General features: G+C 46.8%; 14 protein-coding genes. 12 read left to right on the plus strand and 2 right to left on the minus strand.

Annotated features, from left to right (window positions below):
* The first annotated feature begins 80 nt into the window (after window positions 1–80).
* Window positions 81–2,060 (plus strand): hypothetical protein, encoded by a 1,980-nt coding sequence (locus ACKX2L_RS01890; RefSeq protein WP_497550674.1) that lies wholly within the window; start codon window positions 81–83, stop codon window positions 2,058–2,060.
* Window positions 2,061–2,158: 98 nt separating this feature from the next.
* Window positions 2,159–2,788, plus strand: coding sequence for a DUF5662 family protein (locus tag ACKX2L_RS01895; protein WP_497550673.1), 630 nt, complete (start codon window positions 2,159–2,161; stop codon window positions 2,786–2,788).
* Between the two features lie 75 nt (window positions 2,789–2,863).
* Here ACKX2L_RS01895 and dprA read toward each other — a convergent pair whose 3' ends face one another.
* Window positions 2,864–3,970 (minus strand): DNA-processing protein DprA, encoded by a 1,107-nt coding sequence (gene dprA / locus ACKX2L_RS01900; protein ID WP_497550672.1) that lies wholly within the window; start codon window positions 3,968–3,970, stop codon window positions 2,864–2,866.
* An 84-nt stretch (window positions 3,971–4,054) separates the two neighbouring features.
* The gene (locus ACKX2L_RS01905) at window positions 4,055–5,644 is read right to left on the minus strand and encodes a YifB family Mg chelatase-like AAA ATPase (protein WP_497550671.1); all 1,590 of its coding nucleotides are present in this window, start codon (window positions 5,642–5,644) and stop codon (window positions 4,055–4,057) included.
* 266 nt (window positions 5,645–5,910) lie between these two features.
* Between ACKX2L_RS01905 and topA the strand changes: the two genes are divergently transcribed.
* The 10 genes from topA (at window position 5,911) to ACKX2L_RS01955 (ending at window position 15,497) form a co-directional block, all read left to right on the plus strand.
* Window positions 5,911–7,986 (plus strand): type I DNA topoisomerase, encoded by a 2,076-nt coding sequence (topA, locus tag ACKX2L_RS01910; RefSeq protein ID WP_497552562.1) that lies wholly within the window; start codon window positions 5,911–5,913, stop codon window positions 7,984–7,986.
* Window positions 7,987–8,001: 15 nt separating this feature from the next.
* A complete protein-coding gene (gene codY / locus ACKX2L_RS01915; RefSeq protein ID WP_497550669.1) occupies window positions 8,002–8,781 on the plus strand; it encodes a GTP-sensing pleiotropic transcriptional regulator CodY in 780 nt (259 codons plus the stop codon).
* A gap of 156 nt (window positions 8,782–8,937) precedes the next feature.
* The gene (gene rpsB, locus ACKX2L_RS01920) at window positions 8,938–9,675 is read left to right on the plus strand and encodes a 30S ribosomal protein S2 (RefSeq protein ID WP_497550734.1); all 738 of its coding nucleotides are present in this window, start codon (window positions 8,938–8,940) and stop codon (window positions 9,673–9,675) included.
* A 67-nt stretch (window positions 9,676–9,742) separates the two neighbouring features.
* Window positions 9,743–10,678: a translation elongation factor Ts gene (gene tsf, locus ACKX2L_RS01925; protein WP_497550668.1), complete on the plus strand. Its 936-nt coding sequence runs from the start codon at window positions 9,743–9,745 to the stop codon at window positions 10,676–10,678.
* A gap of 195 nt (window positions 10,679–10,873) precedes the next feature.
* The gene (locus ACKX2L_RS01930; protein WP_497550667.1) at window positions 10,874–11,206 is read left to right on the plus strand and encodes a PadR family transcriptional regulator; all 333 of its coding nucleotides are present in this window, start codon (window positions 10,874–10,876) and stop codon (window positions 11,204–11,206) included.
* Window positions 11,206–12,204 carry a permease prefix domain 1-containing protein gene (locus ACKX2L_RS01935; RefSeq protein WP_497550666.1) on the plus strand — a complete coding sequence of 333 codons (999 nt, stop codon included), beginning with the start codon at window positions 11,206–11,208 and terminating at the stop codon, window positions 12,202–12,204. The genes ACKX2L_RS01930 and ACKX2L_RS01935 overlap by 1 nt, the downstream gene beginning before the upstream one ends.
* 5 nt (window positions 12,205–12,209) lie before the next feature.
* A complete protein-coding gene (locus tag ACKX2L_RS01940; protein WP_497550665.1) occupies window positions 12,210–13,064 on the plus strand; it encodes a DUF4097 family beta strand repeat-containing protein in 855 nt (284 codons plus the stop codon).
* A gap of 41 nt (window positions 13,065–13,105) precedes the next feature.
* Window positions 13,106–13,927: a DNA alkylation repair protein gene (locus ACKX2L_RS01945; protein ID WP_497550664.1), complete on the plus strand. Its 822-nt coding sequence runs from the start codon at window positions 13,106–13,108 to the stop codon at window positions 13,925–13,927.
* The gene (locus tag ACKX2L_RS01950; protein WP_497550663.1) at window positions 13,827–14,378 is read left to right on the plus strand and encodes a DUF6553 family protein; all 552 of its coding nucleotides are present in this window, start codon (window positions 13,827–13,829) and stop codon (window positions 14,376–14,378) included. The genes ACKX2L_RS01945 and ACKX2L_RS01950 overlap by 101 nt, the downstream gene beginning before the upstream one ends.
* Window positions 14,379–14,486: 108 nt before the next feature.
* The gene (locus ACKX2L_RS01955) at window positions 14,487–15,497 is read left to right on the plus strand and encodes an aldo/keto reductase (RefSeq protein WP_497550662.1); all 1,011 of its coding nucleotides are present in this window, start codon (window positions 14,487–14,489) and stop codon (window positions 15,495–15,497) included.
* The last annotated feature ends 174 nt before the right edge of the window (window positions 15,498–15,671 follow it).

Consider the following 15,671-nt stretch of genomic DNA (forward strand, 5'->3'; position numbering starts at 1 on the left):
CAATTTAGGAAAAATTTACACGGAGCTTCAGACGGACCATTACCGGTAGAAGAAAGGCAGCAAAGAAGGCTATGTATCAGGTGGAAAGAGAAAAAGAAAATGAGGGGAAGCATATTGTGGAAAGACAGAGCGGGGAGACTTTTTCCCTTCATGTGACGGTCGGCGATTTCCGACAGTTTGGCTGTATCTTAAGAGGGAAAAAGGCAGTTTTTACCTTTGAAGCCAAAAAGACAGGTTCCCTTGTCCTCTACGATAAAAAAACCGGGGAGTTTTTGACTGAGATTCTCGCTGATATGGCTTACAGGATCGGAAAGGTTTTTTCTTTGTCAATCAGTGGTCCGGATTGGAGCAGGATCTCTTATCTCCTTCGTGTGGATGGAGATCTCATACCGGATCCATACGCCAGGATCATTGTCGGGAGAGAGAAATGGAATGATCCTGGCCGTTATGAAAAGGAATATCAAATTCGCTGCTGCCCGATTCTTAGAAAGTTTTCCTGGAAGGGACAGGAAAAATCCGGACCGATTCCCGCAAAGGATGCGATTCTTTTACGGCTTCATATGCGTGGATTTACCATGCAGACCAACCTGTCCGAAGAAAAAAGAGGAAATTTTCGTGGACTGATGGCAAAACTTCCTGCTTTAAAGGCTTATGGAATTACCATGCTGGAATTTCAGCCTCTCTATGATTTTGAAGAGATCCGTTATGAGTTCAAGGAAAAAGTGGGCTCCAACCGGCAGAAGACCAGGAAGGCAGGGAAACCGATCGGGGTCAATTACTGGGGCTATGGAGAAGCTCAGTATTTTGCACCAAAAGCTTCGTATTTTAGTGATCACAGAGACAGGAAAGCTTCTGAGGCAGAAAGAAGAGATACACCGGATCTTCATATGAAGGAGATGGTTCGGGCCATTCATCAAAATGGAATGAAAATTATTATGGAGATGAACCTGACGCCTCCCTATATGAAAGAGGAATTCGTCTTGTCCTGCCTGCGTTTCTGGGCAGAGGAATATCATATCGACGGTTTTCGTTTGATCGGGATCAGTTATCCTTTCCGGGCGATTGCCGAAGATCCCTTCCTGTCCAATGTGATGATCCTGTCGGATCAGATTCCGGAGGACCTTCTGAATCAGGAGGATAAGGATTACCGGCATTTCTACATTCAGGATGACTCCTTCCTCTATCCGGTCAGAAGACTGCAGAATCATATGGAGGGCAGTTTACCGGAATTCGCTAATATGATGCGGCGCCAGAATCAATCTTATGGCTTTGTGAATGCCGTTGCATCTACCTTTGGCTTCACACTGATGGATGCCTATTCTTACAGTGAGAAACACAATGAAGCCAATGGCGAAGAAAACCGGGACGGATTGAATGTGAATTTCAGCCATAATTATGGTGTCGAAGGGCCAACGAACAGCAGCAATGTCCTGAACCTGAGACTGCAGCATATCCGGACAGCCTTATCCTACGCGATCCTCTCTCAGGGGATCCCCATGATCCAGGCAGGGGACAGCTGGGGCAACAGTCAATCAGGCAATAACAATGCTTATTGTCAGGACAATGAGATCGGCTGGGTCACCTGGTCCGGGAAGAAAATTTATCGGGATCTGCATCGATATATAAAAAGGATCATTGATTTTCGAAGGGCCCATCCCATTCTTTCTAAGGAAAGCCCCATGCAGATGTCGGATTATCGCCATCTGGGCCTGCCGGATCTCTCCTATCATGGCAGAGAACCCTGGACGCCATGGCTGTCGAATGACAGGAAGTCCCTGGGAATCCTCTATTTCGGATCCTATGGTCCCTTCGGTCAGGAGGAAGATGTCTATCTGGCCTTTAACTTCTATTTCGATGAGGAGGAACTGGCTCTGCCGACCCTGCCTCGGAATGGTCAGTGGTTCTATGTGACCAATACCGGGCGGGCAGACTGGGCAGAGGAGCCCTTACTTCTCGAGGATCAGACCAAGGTCCGGGTTGGCGGAGGAAGTCTGACCATTCTGATCGGCCGGGAAGAGGAGCTTTCGAATCCTGAAGAAAAGAATAAAGAAAAGAAATAAAGAAAAGAAATAAAGAAATATAGAAATAAAGAAATGATGAAAGTTTTGGTAACAAAAAAATGACAGAAACAGAATCAATGGATCAAAAAAGAAAGTATATGGAAACAGGGATCAAAGAGGAACTTTCGGAGGGACAGAGTCACAAGGACTCTCCCAGAGCTTCGGATTTTGATCATAAGATCACCTGGAAGAAATTCAAGGGCCATTTGAAAACGATTCTTCACCACAAGCACTTGGTACGACAGGCCTGTTTTAAGGCCGGTCTTTACAAGCAGGGACTGCTTCACGACATGTCCAAATTCTCGCCGACAGAATTCTGGGTCGGCTGCAGATACTATCAGGGTTATCGGAGTCCCAATAACGCGGAACGGGAAGACAAGGGATATTCAACTGCCTGGCTCCATCATAAGGGAAGGAATAAACATCATCTGGAATACTGGATCGACTATAATCTGGAGAAGGACGGACCTCCCCTGGTCGGTATGCGGATGCCGGAGAAATACGTTGTGGAAATGTTCTGTGATCGTCTCAGCGCTTCGAAAACCTATCTCAAAGACAAGTATACCGATCGAAGCGCCTATGACTATTACAAAAAAGGCCGGGCTCATTATCTATTGCATCCATCTTCCGAAGCCCTTCTGGAAAAGCTCCTTTCTATGTGTGCCGAGAAAGGGGAGGATGCAACCTTCCTTTATATCCGAAAAGAAGTTCTGCATAATTTGAAATGATAGTCAAGTGACAGTCATTTATGATCGATCACGCGTGGTATTCCACCACAGACCACAGGTAACATTCTATGCAGCTTACACCTTTACATAATGCTGACGGTTGACTTCACGGATCAGTCCCTTTTGGGACAGGAGATGAATCACTTCCAGGAAGTCCCGGAAGCTTAGGCCGGATTCCGCCAGGAGCTTCTCACCGGATTTGGCATAATAATCCATGCATTGATAGAGACATTTCTCCCTCATGGTAAGACTTACCTTCTTTTCCGGGAGAAGATGTAAAGGCATCCCGGCTTCTTCACTCAATTTCTCAATCAATCGTTCCTCTGAAGGGATGATCGTTGCACCCATTTCAATCAAATGATTGGTGCCCTGGCTCATGGGGTCATTGATCCGACCTGGCACCACCAGAAGATTCCGGTTCTGCTGGCAGGCCATCTGAGCGGTGATCAGAGAACCGGATCGGATCCGTGCTTCGACCACGATCACATGGTCGGAAAGACCGCTGATGATTCGGTTCCTTTGAGGGAAGTGTTTTCCAATCGGTGGTGTTCCCGGTGCAAATTCCGAAAGGACACATCCTTTCTCCAAGATCCTCTGATAGAGATCCTTGTTTTCCGGCGGATAGATGACATCAACGCCGGATCCTAAGACGGCAACCGTTCTGCCGCCGGCTTCTAAGCAGCCTTCCTGGCCGGCAGAATCGATTCCCCGGGCCATTCCGCTCACAACCGTAAAACCGGTCCGCCCCAGGAGGTAACCGATTTCCTTCGCCGTGGAATAGCCGTAAGCCGAACACCTTCTTGCACCGACGATAGAAGCGGCCCTTGCCTCTTGATTGGCAAGTCTTCCGCGATAATAGAGACCGTAAGGGTGATCAATGACTTCCCGCAGTCTCTTCGGATAAGTTGTTTCTTCCACCGAAACAAAGGAGATCTCCTCTTTCTCTAATTCCATGGCCAGATCTTCCGGCCGGCTTTCTTTCTGTAATTCGATCAGATCATCCAATTCTTTCTCCGATAAGAGATTTGCCGAAGCCAGCTGCATCGGATCGGCCCGGTATACATTTCTTGCGCCTTTCAGACGGCTTGCCAGAGCTTTTTTCATTGGTGTTGATAAGAAACGCGCCTGATTGAGCCAGAGCGCGTATGGATTTTCTATTTTTTCTATCATATTTTTTATCATATTTTTCCCTTTTCTTAGAAATTGGCCCGGGTCAAAAGTCCTTTTTGTCCTGCTTATTTTTTTATAATCCACAGAATATCTGACCTATCCCCGAAAGGCTTTGATCCCCTGCCAGACAGCATCCTCCTGCCAGTATTTCTTATCCATGCTCCGATAGGAGACCGCTTCCATAAGGTCTGTTACTTCGGGATCCTCGTGTCCTTCGAGATCTGCAATGGTCCGGGCTGTCCGTAAGATCCGATGGAAGGATCTGGCGGTCAGATGCTGTTCCCGGAAGGCCGATTCCATATAGCGCATTCCCTGGTCGGTCAGCCGACAAAAGCGGTTCAGGTCCTTTACCGGGATCCGACTGTTCAACTGATAGGTCTGATCCCGGAAACGCAGGGCCTGGCGCTCTCTTGCCAGAATGACCCGGGAACGTATGGCAGCAGAGGATTCCATGGCATCACCTGTCACAAGATCCTGGAAGGTAACTGCCTGAGATTCTGCCGTCAGATCCATCCGGTCCAAAAGCGGCTGGGAAATCCGGGATAAGTAGGACGTGATCGCGCCATAAGAGCAATGACAGAGCTTTCCCGGATATTGACCGCAGGGGCAGGGGTTCATGGCACAGACCAGGAGAAAGTCTGCGGGATAAGTAATGGATATATTGTTCCTGACAAGGGTCACAGACCTGGCTTCCAGAGGTTCCCGGAGATTCTCCAAAGTATTTCTCTGAAATTCCGGCAGTTCATCGAGAAAGAGAATGCCGGAAGTTGCCAGAGAGATCTCACCGGGAGCTGCCTTCATACCGCCGCCGATCAGGCCTGCGGATGTAATGGTATGGTGGGGATTTCGGAAGGGTCTTTCCTCTAATAATCCTTGATTTACCTTCAGCATTCCGGAAACCGAATAGATCTTCGATAAACGGATGACTTCTTCCGAAGTCATGGGAGGAAGGATGCCGGGAAGAAGGCTTGCGGCCATGGTCTTCCCGGAACCGGGCGGGCCGATCATCAAAAGATGGTGACCACCGGCAGCAGATATTTCCAGGGCACGCCTTAAGATCAGCTGACCGTGCAGATCCTTGAAGTCCGCTGAGACAGGAAGAGCGCCGGATCGAGACATTCTTTTTTCCTCGGGATGATAAAAGAAATCCTGCACTTCTTCTTCGCTTTTCGATAGAAGATCGATCAGTTCTTTCAAGGAAGAGACGGGCAGAACATGGATATCCGGGCAGAGGCCGGCCTCATCGGCATTGGCTCTTGGTACGACAAGAATGTCCTCACCGCTTTCTGCCAGTCTTTCTTTCATGGAAAGGGCCGTAGGGAGAACGCCACGGACCGGAAGCAATTCTCCTTCCAGGGAGAGCTCGCCAATCATCATGACCCGCCGGAGAATGTCTTCCGGAATCAGTCCGATGGCGGCCAGAATCGAGGCCGCGATCGGGAGATCAAAGGTGGAACCGGACTTTCGAATGGAAGCCGGTGAAACATTGATGGTGATTCGTTTGGGAGGAAGGTGGATACCGGTATTCCGAAGTGCGGTTCGGATCCGGTCTTTGGATTCCCTGACTTCCTGACTCAGATAACCGAGATAGGTTGTGACGGGCAGTCCCTCGGATATATCCGCCTCACAAGTGACATGGAGACTGTCGATCCCGAAGATTGCAGCCGTTGAGACAGAACTGTACATGCAATACTCCTTTTATTTCTACATGGCCGTAAGGGGGGATCACAGCAAAATCTCTACTTCCGGGATGCAGGGAAGCAGAGTAGAATTTGTTTCCTATCTTACCATGAAAAATCAGCCTGCCATTGCGAAAAATCTTAAATAATTATGAATTTTATGAAAATTAAAGAAAAAAGTTGGGCCTATAGACACAGTTTATGCTTGAAATAGAAAATACGGTGTTGTATATTAAATGCGTTTGTTTACAAAAGCAGGGAGGTAATTTTTATATGGCAAAGAACCTCGTTATTGTGGAGTCACCGACAAAGGTGAAAACCATAAAAAAATTTCTCGGTAAAAACTATGAAGTAGTTGCTTCTCAGGGGCATGTCCGTGATCTGCCGAAAAGTCAGCTCGGCATTGATGTGGAGCATGGATGCGAGCCCAAATATATAACGATCCGTGGCAAGGGTGAATTATTGGCGGCGCTTCGGAAAGAAGTGAAAAAGGCAGATCATGTTTATCTCGCAACCGACCCGGACCGTGAAGGAGAGGCGATTTCCTGGCATTTGACCAAGGCTTTGAACCTGGAAGGAAAAGATGTCAAGCGGATCACTTTTAACGAGATCACTAAGAATGCTGTCAAAGCATCTTTTAAAAACCCCCGTTCCATCGATATGAATCTGGTGGATGCTCAGCAGGCAAGACGTGTCCTGGACCGGATGGTGGGATATGAGATCAGTCCCTTGCTCTGGGCTAAGGTCAAGAGAGGGCTTTCTGCAGGACGTGTTCAGTCGGTAGCACTTCGTATCATTGCCGACCGGGAAGCTGAGATCGATGCATTTATCCCTCAGGAATATTACACACTGGATGTTCTCCTGCATCCGGATGACATGAAACAGAAGATTACTGCTTCTTTCTATGGGAAAAATGGCAAGAAGATGGAGATCTCTGACAAGGCTTCACTGGATCAGATCATGAAAGAAGTGACCGGGTCTGAATTTCAGGTGGATTCCATCAAGACTGCTTCGAGAGAGAAGAAGGCACCCCTTCCTTTTACGACATCTACGCTTCAGCAGGAAGCATTCAAGGCTTTGAATTTCACCACGCAGAAGACCATGCGGGTTGCCCAGCAGCTTTATGAAGGCGTGGATATCAAGGGAAGCGGAACGGTCGGTCTCATCACCTATCTTCGAACGGATTCCGTTCGTGTATCTGAAGAGGCACAGACACAAGCTTCGGCCTATATTTCAGAGACTTATGGAGATGAGTTCCTAAGAAAAACGAAGGGCGAGGCCAAGCAGGGGCGGATTCAGGATGCCCATGAAGCAATTCGTCCGGCCGATCTGACCCGTCTGCCATCTGATATCAAGGATTCTCTTACCAGGGAGCAGTTCCGCCTTTATCAATTGATCTGGCGGCGTTTCATGGCCAGTCAGATGTCCAATGCCCGCTATGAGACGAAGACGGTTCGGATCAAGGCCGGACATTATCTCTTCACAGCTTCTGCATCCCACCGGACTTTTGACGGTTATATGCTGGTTTATACGGAAGCAGATCAGGAGAAGGATGAGAAGAAGGAAGCGGTCATGAAACTGACCGAAGACAGTAAACTGACCTTCGACAGTTTTGATGAGAAGCAGCACTTCACCCAGCCGCCAAGCCACTTTACGGAGGCTTCTCTGGTGCATACCCTGGAGGAACTCGGCATCGGCCGTCCTTCCACTTATGCGCCGACGATCTCCACCCTTCTGAAACGGCATTATGTCACCAAAGAAGGCCGGAATATTTTCATGACGGAGCTCGGCGATGCGGTAAATTCGATTATGAAAAAGTGCTTCCCGACCATTGTGGATGAGAAGTTTACAGCCAATATGGAGAGCCTTCTCGACGGAGTAGAAGAAGGAACCGTCGATTGGAAATCCATTATCTTGAACTTCTATCCCGACCTCGAGGAGTCGGTAAAACAGGCAGAAAAGGATCTGGAGAAGGTCAAGATCGCAGATGAAGTGACGGATGTGATCTGTGAAAACTGCGGCAGACATATGGTGATCAAATATGGACCGCACGGAAAATTCCTGGCTTGTCCGGGCTTCCCCGAATGCCGGAATACCAAGCCCTATCTCGAGAAGATCGGTGTTGCCTGCCCCAAGTGCGGCAAGGATGTTGTGATTCGGAAAACCAAGAAGGGTCGTGTCTTCTATGGCTGTGAGGATTATCCGAACTGCGATTTTATGAGTTGGCAGAGGCCGGTCGGCAAGTCCTGCCCCAAGTGCGGCAAGTATATGGTGATCCGTGGCAACCGCCTGGTTTGCTCAGACAAAGAATGCGGATATACAGAAACTCTTTCCAAAGATGAGAAATAATTTTAAGGAGGAAATATGGGAGTACAGTTACTCGATAAAACAAGGAAAATCGGAAAGCTTTTACACAACAACAATTCATCCAAGATTGTATTTAATGACATCTGTAAGGTATTGACAGATGTCCTGGAATCTTCGGTTCTTGTGATCAGTAAGAAGGGCAAAGTCCTTGGAATCAGTAATGACAGCGAAGTTCCGGAAATCACTGAGCTTTTGGTCGATGAGGTCGGCTCTTTTGTGGATGGACTTTTGAATGAACGTCTTCTGGGCATTCTTTCCACCAAGGAAAATGTAAATCTCTCCACCCTTGGCTTTGAAAAGACGGATTCTTCCAAGTACGCTGCAATTATTACCCCGATCGAAATTGCAGGAGACCGGCTGGGAACGCTTTTCGTTTATCGCTATAACAGACTCTATGACATTGACGATATCATTCTGGCTGAGTATGGCACAACTGTTGTCGGACTTGAGATGATGCGGTCTGTCAATGAAGAGAATGAGGAAGAAAACCGTAAGGAGCAGATCGTAAAATCTGCAATCAGCACACTTTCTTATTCAGAACTGGAAGCAATTATTCACATCTTCGATGAGCTGGACGGCACAGAGGGAATCCTGGTTGCAAGTAAGATTGCAGATCGTGTCGGGATCACAAGATCTGTTATCGTCAATGCCCTTCGGAAATTTGAATCTGCGGGAGTGATCGAGTCCAGATCTTCCGGTATGAAGGGAACCTATATTAAGGTCCTGAACGATGTGGTTTTCAGTGAACTGGAAAAGATCAAGGACAAGAGAAAATAAAAGGCTGATAATGCATGCTTGCATCTCTTGTCATACTATAGTATAATTTCAACGTTTGTAGTTTACACGTGACGGGGATTCCGGATCCCGGTGCCGCATTGCGGTCGATCCGAGAGAGGATCCGTCATGGAAGTTTTAACCAATGGAGGTTTTAAAATGAGTGTTTTATCCATGAAACAGTTACTTGAGGCAGGCGTACATTTCGGTCACCAGACCAGAAGATGGAACCCTAAGATGGCTCCTTACATCTTCACCGAGCGTAACGGTATCTACATCATCGACCTGCAGAAGACCGTAGGCATGATCGACAATGCTTACAATGCAGTTTATGATATTGTAGCTCAGGGCGGTACCGTTCTTTTCGTAGGTACCAAGAAGCAGGCACAGGATGCTGTTCGTGAAGAGGCAGAGCGCTGCGGCATGTTCTATGTCAATGAGCGTTGGCTTGGCGGTATGCTGACCAACTTCAAGACCATCCAGTCCCGTATCGAGCGCCTGAAGACCATTGAGCGTATGCAGGAAGACGGAACCTTCGATGTACTGCCGAAGAAGGAAGTTGCTGAACTCGTTAAGGAGATGGAGAAGCTTCAGAAGAACCTTGGCGGTATCAAGGATATGAAGCGGATTCCGGATGCCATCTTTGTTATCGATCCGAAGAAGGAGCATCTCTGCGTTGATGAAGCAAATAAGCTTGGCATTACCCTGATCGGTATCTGCGATACCAACTGTGATCCGGAAGAACTGGATTATGTCATCCCCGGTAACGATGATGCGATCCGTGCCGTTAAGCTTCTGACTGCTACGATGGCTGATGCCGTTGTAGAGGCAAAGCAGGGCGCTGAGGAGAACGCATCCGAGGAAGCTAAGGTAGAAGAGACTGAGGAGAACGAGTGATCTATCTGAACGCAAGGTTTGGATTTTACATTCCCTTTTAGATGACCTATTTTCGGAGGAAATTAAAATGGCAATTACAGCAAAGATGGTTAAGGAACTTCGTGAGCAGACCGGTGCCGGCATGATGGAGTGCAAGAAGGCACTGGCTGAGACCAACGGAGATATGGCAGAAGCAGTAGAGTACCTGCGTAAGAATGGTCAGGCAAAGGCTGAGAAGAAGGCCAGCCGGATCGCAGCAGAGGGTCTCTGCCTGGTAGCAAATGATGGTGATAAGAAGGCCGTTGTTGTAGAGGTCAACTCTGAGACTGACTTCGTTGCATCCAATGAAAAGTTCCAGACATATGTTAAGGAAGTCGCTGAGCAGGCACTGAATAGTGATGCTGAGGATATGGATAGCTTTATGGCTGAGAAGTGGGCAAAGGATCCTTCCAAGACTGTTCAGGAAGCTCTGGTAGAAGAGATCGCTGTCATCGGTGAGAAGCTTTCCATCCGCCGTTTCGAGCGTGTATCTGAAGAGAATGGTTTCGTCGTTTCCTATACACATGGCGGCGGCCGTATCTCTGTTTTGGTAGATGCTGAGTGTGCAGTTGTAAATGACGAGGCAAAGGAAGCAGTTCACAACATCGCAATGCAGATCGCAGCTTTAAATCCCAAGTATCTGTCTGATAAAGATGTTGATCAGGACTTCATTAATCATGAGACCGAGATCATCAAGGCCCAGATCGAGAATGATCCGAAGGAATCCCAGAAGCCTGACAAGGTGAAGGAAGGCATGGTTAAGGGTAGACTGAATAAGGAGTTGAAGGAAGTCTGCCTGATGGATCAGCCTTATGTAAAGGCTGCTGATGGTAAGCAGACCGTTCAGAAGTATCTGGATGAGGTTTCCAAGAGTCTTGGTTCTACTCTGACTCTGAAGAAGTTCGTTCGTTTCGAGACCGGCGAAGGCATGGAGAAGAAGAACGAAGACTTTGCAGCTGAAGTTGCAGCTCAGATCAATGGCTGATTTGAAATGACTGTTTTCAGACGGAAAACGCGAGAGCGTTTTCCGTCTTTTTTTTACAAAAATGGATCTAAAAACATAAACTACGATTGACGTACTACGATAGTCGTTGTATTATATTTTTGTCAAGATACTACGACAGCCGTAATACGACAGACATAATACGACAGATATAATTCGACAGAAAGGAGGATATGCTTGGAAATCAGCAGTGATGTGATTCGGGGCTACAATGACACTATCATATTGAGTCTGCTTCTGGATCAGCCATCCTATGGATATGAGATCTCAAAGATGATTCGGGAAAAGACAAAGGATGCCTATATTATCAAAGAGACGACCCTTTATTCCGCCTTTACCCGTATGGAAAAGAACGGATATATCGAATCCTTTACAGGGTTTTCTGACCAGGGGAAACGGCGGACCTACTACCGAATCACGGAAAAGGGAAAACAATATTACAGAGAAAAATGCAGTGAATGGGACCTGACCAAACAGGTGATTGAGCATTTCATCAGAAAGGAAACGTAATGGAAACAATTCAAAACTATCTGGAATCGATGTTTGCAAGTCTTCCAAATACGCCGGAAGTGATCAAGGCCAAGTGTGAACTGGGACAGATGATGGAAGATAAATACACAGAACTCATGGCGGAAGGAAAGTCGGATAATGAAGCGGTCGGACAGGTCATTGCAGAATTCGGGAATCTGGATGACCTGGCAGAAGCACTCGGAATCAGCCACATTTTACATGATAAAGGTGTATATTTTTCGAATACTCGTAAGGTTACAGAAGAGGAGGTTCGTTCCTATCTCTTTGATGCAACTCTGAGCAGTATGCTGCGGGGGCTTGGTGTATTCCTTGCCATTGTTTCTCCATGTGGAGTCATCCTTGCTGCTACCCTGCATTCCTCCAATGGCCGAAATTTCATTATTCTGGGATTGGTCTTTCTTTTCCTGGCAATCGCGGCATGTGTCGGGCTCTGTACCTACAGCGGACTTAAGATGGGAAAATGGGCTTTTTTGAAAAGAGAAGCTTGCAGCATCGATTATTCTACGACCGGAATGGTAAATGATGCCAGAAATCAACTGCATGGCACGGTGATCCTGGAACGGACCATTGCGGTCATTCTCTTTTGTACTTGTTACATACCACTGATTGTATTATGCATGTGGAAAAGGGAAGCATTTTTCGCCGGGATCGGTGTGACGATCCTTCTTTTCATGGTTGGTATAGCAGTTTTTATTCTGGTTGCAGCTTCCGGCAGAGAGAATGGCTATGCCCGCCTTTTACGACTCAATAGCCGGCAGAAGATGGAGGGCTATTTCTCAGAAGGGCAGAGGGATGTTTATTATAATCATCCGAGACTACAGGCTTTCATGTCTCTCTACTGGCCAACCGTCGTCTGCGCTTATCTGATCATCAGCTTTCTGACCTTTTCCTGGGCGATCAGCTGGATCATCTGGCCGATTGCAGCAATTGTCAATAACCTGATCCATACGATCTTTGGAAATGAGAAAGGCGAGTGAATTTCATGGAAAAGAAAAAGAGATATCTAAGAAATATTTATCTCACCCTTCTATCGCTGGCAACGATCGCAGCAATCTGCTATGGTACTTTTACTCGTATAGGTATGCCGGTCTTACATATCTCTGACGATGATTTTTTCTTCGGCTTCTACAATGAAGGAAACGAGACAACAAAAAAGGAGATCGAACCTTTTTCCAGTGTCAGGATCGAGCTGAAAAATGCGGATGTCTCTTTGGAAAACGGTGCGGATTATTCACTTAGCTACCGAGGAAACAAGTCCCGCTTTCCGGTATATCATATGGAGAATGATGTCCTTGTTATTTCAGATCCATCGACCGGGAAGGCTCCCACAGGTCTTCTGACAGTGATTGTTCCCAAAGAGCTTTCTTCGATGGGAGAATGGGACATTTCGACAGCAAACGGTGATGTTACGGTGGCTTTTGATCAGGAACTTACGATCGGGGCGGTAAATATTTCCAGCAAGAATGGAGATCTGAATTTATCTTCCAAGCAGACTGCCACAGGAGATGCAGTAAAATTGGATAGTAAAAACGGGGATCTTTCCCTTTCCAATTGGAATGGCAATTCTCTTCATGCTTCTTCTGAAAATGGAGATGTGACGGCAGAGAGGATCTGCTTTGAAACAACAGATCTGACCAGCGATACGGGTGATCTGTCAGTAAAACCGTCAGATCATTTGTCGGAATACCGCTATCATCTGACCGGAGGAGAAGGAGATATCTCCATCGCTGACGGGATCTATGACGGAAGTCCTGATTCGAAATCGGAGATCACAGTCGGAAAAGGGGAAAAAGACATGACCCTTCGATCACAAAACGGTGACATTGTTGTACAATGATTTGAGACCGGCCGGATGAAAAGGAGAAGGGAAGTCACAAGATGAAAAGGAGTCGGCAAGAGATCCGAAAAGAATTGGAAAAACATGCAGATGCAGACTATCGGAAATTTTCTTCGGGTCTTCTTCCCGGCGTCACATCTATACTTGGTGTTCGTCTGCCACAGCTTCGAAAAATGGCAAAAGAGCTTGCCCGGGAAGATGGAAGATGGAATCTAAAACAGCTTTCGGATAACTGCCTGGAAGAATTGATGCTTCAGGGTATGATCATAGCTTATATGAATTGCCCGATGGAAGAGAGGCTGGATCTGATCCGGGGCTTTGTCCCGAAGATCAATAGCTGGTCGGTTTGCGACAGCTGCTGTTCAACCTTAAAATTTGTAAAAAAAGACCAGGAGCCGTTTTTCTTATTTTTGCAGCCCTACATTCATTCTGATAAGGAATACGAACAGCGCTTTGCCGCAGTCATGCTTTTGGATTATTATATTGATGATCACTGGCTTTCTAAAACGGTGGAAGCTTTGGAAGAAATGCAGGCAGACAAGTACTATGCAAAAATGGCGATTGCCTGGGCCATGGCAGAATGTTATCTCCATTTTCCAAAAGAAATGATGCCGGTGATCCGGAATAATTCCCTGGATCCCACGATTCAGAGGATGACCTTGCAGAAAATCATAGAATCCAGGACGATCCCGGAGGAGATGCGGGAAGAATTTCGGACTATGAGGAATCGCTTGAACATTGATATAAAGGAGAAGGGACAGCATGGAAGAGACGCAGGAAACATTAGAAGAGGGGCTGAGACAGGAGATCCAAAAGCTTTGTCATGGAAGAAGAGACCTCGGGGAAAGAGATCGCTTTATTGAGAGCTTTACGGCTCTGATCACGATCTCAGACAGCCGGAGCAATTACAGCAATGCCAGAAACAGGCTTCGGAAAGCCAGGGAGATCTGGGAGGCGCTCGGATTTTTGCTCTGTCAGACCTTTGTTCGGAAGGGACTGGATCAGGAGAGGGCAGATGCCTGCCTCTATCAGGCTCTTTATGATTCGGCATGCCGTTACGTCGCAACGATGGATCAGCCGGGCTATGGAAAGAAACTCCTTGGTCTGATCACCATTAAGGAGAAGGAGAGAGCCAGACGGTCTGCCCAGGATGTCTGGGCCTCGGTCAATGGGGCTGAATTCTTATGGAAGGATACCGTTCCGGAATTTGACCATGCTTTTCTCGTCTATCAGAAGGCACTCTACGAAGCCTATCGAGCCCATGATGAGGAGGCAGATCTTCGATTGCGCCATGAGATCCTTTCTCATAAATAGGATGGGTTTTGATTCGGGTATTAAAAGTTTTTGACATTCATACTGAAACATTTTCAGATGATTGGAATTGGAAATAATGAAATAATAATGAAATAAGGGGGACAAGAAATGACTTACCAGGCAGATGAACACCGTTATGACAATACCGATTTATATCAACATGTAGGCAGATCCGGTCTCATGCTTCCTAAGATCTCTCTGGGACTTTGGCATAATTTCGGCTGTAACAGTGACTTTTCCAATATGAAAAAGCTCCTTTTTACGGCCTTTGACCATGGCATTACTCATTTTGATCTGGCCAATAATTATGGCCCGGAATATGGAAGAGCAGAGACGAATTTCGGTCAGATCCTAAAGGAGGATCTCATGCCTTATCGGGATCAGCTGATTATTTCTACGAAGGCAGGATATGATATGTGGCCGGGTCCTTATGGAAACTGGGGATCGCGAAAATATCTGATCGCATCTCTGAATCAGTCTCTGAAACGCATGGGGCTCGATTATGTCGATATCTTCTATCACCACAGAATGGATCCGAATACACCGATTGAGGAGACCATCATGGCTCTGGACCAGATCGTTCGTTCCGGCAAGGCTCTTTATGTCGGCCTTTCCAATTATAACGGGGAAATGGCAGATAAGGCTGTTCAGATTGCAAGGGAAATCCACCTGCCACTTATCATTCATCAGAATCGTTATTCGATTTTGGATCGAACCATCGAAAACAACGGATTAAAGGAGAGCGCAGGGAGAACCGGGATGGGAATTATCTGCTTTTCTCCTCTGGCTCAGGGTCTCCTTTCCGAGAAGTATTTGAAGGACATCCCTAAGGATTCCAGAATGGCCAGAGATGGCCGCTTCCTTCATGCGAGCGACTTAACAGAGGAAAAGAAGGCAGCCATTCGTTCATTGGATGCTTTGGCTAAGGAACGTGGTCAGACCCTTCCTCAGATGGCGCTTGCCTTTGTCCTTCATTCGAAGGAAGTGACATCGGTTTTGATCGGAGCATCGAAAGCGGAGCAGATTCTCGAGAATTTGGATAGTTTAAAACAGCCGGATTTCTCGGAGGAAGAGCTTCGCCGGATCGATAAAATATCTCTGCCGGTTGCCAGAAAGTAAAATCTTTTAGCCCTGCCTTGTGGCAGGGCTTTTTTGTGCAATTTTTAGGTCTCTTTCGTATTTCGATAGCTGTATGTTCACAAACCAGAAATAATGCACAAAAGATAAGCCTTGTTTTTATATATATTATACAGGATCAATAAAAAATCTTAGAATATCTAAGATGGTCATTAA

This window comes from Porcibacter vitabionis, assembly GCF_046263795.1.
Classification (GTDB): domain Bacteria; phylum Bacillota; class Clostridia; order Lachnospirales; family Lachnospiraceae; genus Lachnocurva.

What these genes read in the sequence shown, in the direction of transcription:
- ACKX2L_RS01950 (WP_497550663.1), top strand. Translation starts at nt 13,827, where the DNA reads ATGGAAGAGACGCAGGAAACATTAGAAGAGGGGCTGAGACAGGAGATC.
- codY (WP_497550669.1), top strand. Translation starts at nt 8,002, where the DNA reads ATGGGAGTACAGTTACTCGATAAAACAAGGAAAATCGGAAAGCTTTTA.
- ACKX2L_RS01955 (WP_497550662.1), top strand. Translation starts at nt 14,487, where the DNA reads ATGACTTACCAGGCAGATGAACACCGTTATGACAATACCGATTTATAT.
- ACKX2L_RS01935 (WP_497550666.1), top strand. Translation starts at nt 11,206, where the DNA reads ATGGAAACAATTCAAAACTATCTGGAATCGATGTTTGCAAGTCTTCCA.
- topA (WP_497552562.1), top strand. Translation starts at nt 5,911, where the DNA reads ATGGCAAAGAACCTCGTTATTGTGGAGTCACCGACAAAGGTGAAAACC.
- dprA (WP_497550672.1), bottom strand. Translation starts at nt 3,970, where the DNA reads ATGATAAAAAATATGATAGAAAAAATAGAAAATCCATACGCGCTCTGG.
- tsf (WP_497550668.1), top strand. Translation starts at nt 9,743, where the DNA reads ATGGCAATTACAGCAAAGATGGTTAAGGAACTTCGTGAGCAGACCGGT.
- rpsB (WP_497550734.1), top strand. Translation starts at nt 8,938, where the DNA reads ATGAGTGTTTTATCCATGAAACAGTTACTTGAGGCAGGCGTACATTTC.
- ACKX2L_RS01945 (WP_497550664.1), top strand. Translation starts at nt 13,106, where the DNA reads ATGAAAAGGAGTCGGCAAGAGATCCGAAAAGAATTGGAAAAACATGCA.
- ACKX2L_RS01940 (WP_497550665.1), top strand. Translation starts at nt 12,210, where the DNA reads ATGGAAAAGAAAAAGAGATATCTAAGAAATATTTATCTCACCCTTCTA.
- ACKX2L_RS01895 (WP_497550673.1), top strand. Translation starts at nt 2,159, where the DNA reads ATGGAAACAGGGATCAAAGAGGAACTTTCGGAGGGACAGAGTCACAAG.
- ACKX2L_RS01905 (WP_497550671.1), bottom strand. Translation starts at nt 5,644, where the DNA reads ATGTACAGTTCTGTCTCAACGGCTGCAATCTTCGGGATCGACAGTCTC.